Raw genomic sequence first — 3,372 nt, 5'->3', positions numbered from 1 at the left:
ATCAAGTAGAAAAGGCTGATTGAGAGTAGCATTGGGTGCTGATGCAAATATAACGAACACAATGCGCAAAAGCATGGCAAAGCCAGCAATTTTAGAGACGACACTTAAAAAGGCAGCAATCGGTGTAGCGGCACCATCATACACATCAGGTGCCCACATATGAAAAGGAATGCCGGCAATTTTGAACATCAGCCCACCAATCATCATCACAAAGGCAATGACGAGTAAAAAAAGATTCTCAGCCACAGCTGGCTGCTGAAGGGCGGCGCCAATTTCAAAGAGATTCGTTTGCCCTGTTAACCCATACACATAGCTCATTCCAAAGAGTGTAAAGGCCGTTGCTACCCCTCCGTTAACATAATATTTAAAAGCTGCCTCGTTCGCTCGAAGCGCTGTTTTTTTCAGTCCCACTAACACATAAGAAGAAAGAGACAAAAGCTCCAACCCTACAAAAAGTGTAAGGAGATCCGCACTTGAAGCCATAATCATGGCACCAAGCAGCGCGGTTAGTATTAGGTAAATATACTCACTACGATGAGAAATTTGCTCTTTTTTCACATCGAAGGAAAGCACTAACACCGACAAAGTACCTAAAAGCAAGAGAAGCTTGAACGAAAGAGAGACGGAATCAAGCCGGTACGTTTCATATAAAATCATCTGTACTGGCGCCCCCAGTTGCCGCAAAGAGAAAAGAAGTGCAAGTACGACCGCTGCAATAGCAAGCCAGTTCAGCATTTTTCGGTCCACTTTTTCTTTCAAAGCGAGATCAAGAATCGATAAGATCGCTGCCGCAATGAAAATGGTAAATTCAGGAGCCATCACTCCCCAAGGGTAGCTAAGCATTGTTTGAAGATCCATGTCATTACCCTCCTATCCGCATGAGCAGTAAGTGTATTGGTTGTTGGAGTGGTTCGGCTAACAGATTCGGATAGATCCCGATGAGCACAATCAGACCGGTAAGAACGAGGGCAGGAATCCATTCTGGTCCTTTTATGTCTTGGAGAATCGCCCATTTTTCTTTGAGCGGACCAAATGTTACACCTAGCACTGCCCGTAGCATATAAATCGCCGTCAAAATGAGACCGAGGGTGCCAATGGCTGCCATGATTGGTCTTTCTGAAAACAAGCCGAGAAAAGCCATCCATTCGCTAATAAAACCAGACATCCCCGGGAGCCCGAGAGAAGCAAGCCCACCTGCAAGTAGAAACCCTGATGCAAGAGGCATAGACCGTGCCAGCCCACCTAGGGAAGGAATGGTCGATGTGCCCGTTCGTTCCCAAAACACACCGATAAGGAAAAAGAGCAAGGCCGAAATCAGTCCGTGGGAAACGACTTGAAAGACGGCTCCTTGGACGCCAACATGATTCATCGCTGCCATTCCAAGGAGGACGATCCCCATGTGAGAGATGCTGGAATAAGCCAAAACGAGCTTCAAATCCGTTTGGATGAGGGCAAGATAGGCCCCATAGAGTAAATTGGCAAGACCTAATATCACTAATACAACAGAGAGGGTGTTCATTTGCTCGGGAAAAAAGCTAAAGCCGAACCGAAACAAACCGTAAGCTCCGATCTTAAGCAAAATACCTGAATGAATCATGACAATTGCTGGCGGTGCTTGAACGTGAACATGGAGCATCCATCGATGCAGCGGGACAATCGGGAGCTTTACCCCGAAGCCGATAAGCAAGGCGAGGAGAACCCCCATTTTTAAGTCATTGGCCCCCTCATCCAGCAATGAAAAGGTGGCTGCTGCTTCTGTAAAGCTCATCGTTTGGGTTATCACAAAAATAACGGCAAAGGCAATGAGGATCACAGCTGACCCTAAGCCGTTATAAATCAAAAATTGATAGGCGGCTCTCTCCCGTTCGCCATAGCCCCATTTACTGATAAGAAAAAATAAGGCAATAAGCGTCATTTCAAAAAACAAAAAGAACAAAAGCAAATTTTGAGCGACGAACACCCCAAGCATACCAACTTCAAGAAAGAAATAGAGACAAAAGTAGGCACGTAGATTTTGGGTGATGGACGTTGAAGCAATGGCAGCGAGGGTAGCAACAACTGTCGTCAGTAAAACAAGCACGAGACTTAATCCGTCGACCCCAAGCTCGTAGGAAACAGTGAAATCGACCCCAAGCTGTGATAAGCTTGGGCTGCTAAAGCTGAACCATTCCCTTACCTCCCCGAACTGTAGCTCCGTCACAGAGCGGTCGAGCTGAGCAAAAAGAATGCTTGCGATGACAAGGGGTGGCAGCGTTCCAATGATTCCAATTTTCCTTTTAAATGAGTCCGACTGTGATGGAAAGAAAAGAAGAATGAGCAAACCGAGCAGCGGTGAAACGATCAGCAATGTTAACATCATCGTAGGTACCCTCCTGTAACCGACAATAAAACAAAGAGAACGACAATTCCAAGAAAGGCCGTCAAGCTGTAGGTTTGAACATGACCGTTTTGGAGCTTGGCCCCTGTTTTACCTAACGCATTGATCGTTCCTGTCACCATTTGCTCCACCACTTGAACCACATAGATCTCAAGATAATAAGCGAGGTAGCTTACTACAGTGGTGAAGAAAACAACCGTTCGCTGGTAGAGAGCATCAATGTAAAAGCCTTGCTGTAATAACGCTTGGATCAGCCCTTCCCCCTTCGTCTCCTTCTGTGGTTCTTTCCCGTAGCGCTGATAGGCAAGACCAATCCCCATAAGTGCACAAGCGCTTGCTACGATCATAACCCATATTGGAGCTGAGACCGATTCAACCCCTATCCATTGAGCTCCACTGAACCAATCCCCAAAAAATGTGCCAAACCAATGGGTATGTACAAACCCCGAAATCACAGCAAGAATCGCAAGCACAACCATTGGTCCCTTCATCACAGCGGGCGCTTCATGAACCTCTGTTATCTTATGACGTGGACTTCCCATAAAAACAAGATAGAAGAGCCGGAACATATAGAACGCTGTTAAGATGGACGTTAAAAGTGCGAGACCGAATAGAACAAACCGTCCATCTGCAAGGACGGTAAGGAGAATTTCCTCCTTGCTGAAAAACCCGGAAAAAACCGGAACACCTGCAATCGCAAGACAGCCGATTAAAAATAGCGGACCTGTCACAGGAAGTCGTTTCCACAACCCACCCATTCGTTCGATGTTTTGCGTATGAACGGCATGAATCACACTTCCTGCAGCTAAAAAGAGCAACGCCTTAAAAAAGGCATGGGTCATAAAATGGAACATGGCTGCCACATAGCCAGCCGAGCCAAGGGCAAGCATCATGTAGCCTAGCTGACTTACGGTGGAGTAGGCGAGAATTCGCTTAATATCCGTTTGCCCGAGGGCAACAACGGCCGCAAAAAAGGCGGTTACCCCTCCTACTAC

3 protein-coding genes are annotated in these 3,372 nt (G+C 46.6%); all 3 read right to left on the bottom strand.

Going from position 1 to position 3,372, the window contains the following annotated elements; genetic code table 11:
* A partial coding sequence (locus BLT_RS0101240) for an NADH-quinone oxidoreductase subunit N (protein ID WP_017726016.1) occupies window positions 1-858 on the bottom strand: 858 nt, incomplete at its 3' end.
* A gap of 4 nt (window positions 859-862) precedes the next feature.
* Window positions 863-2,359 (bottom strand): complex I subunit 4 family protein, encoded by a 1,497-nt coding sequence (locus BLT_RS0101235; RefSeq protein ID WP_017726015.1) that lies wholly within the window; start codon window positions 2,357-2,359, stop codon window positions 863-865.
* Window positions 2,356-3,372 (bottom strand): proton-conducting transporter transmembrane domain-containing protein (locus tag BLT_RS0101230; RefSeq protein WP_017726014.1); only part of this gene is annotated, 1,017 nt, incomplete at its 5' end. The genes BLT_RS0101230 and BLT_RS0101235, both read right to left, overlap by 4 nt.

It is taken from the genome of Halalkalibacterium ligniniphilum (genome assembly GCF_000334155.1).
Classification (GTDB): domain Bacteria; phylum Bacillota; class Bacilli; order Bacillales; family Bacillaceae_D; genus Halalkalibacterium; species Halalkalibacterium ligniniphilum.
This window is presented reverse-complemented; position numbering and strand designations above follow the sequence as displayed.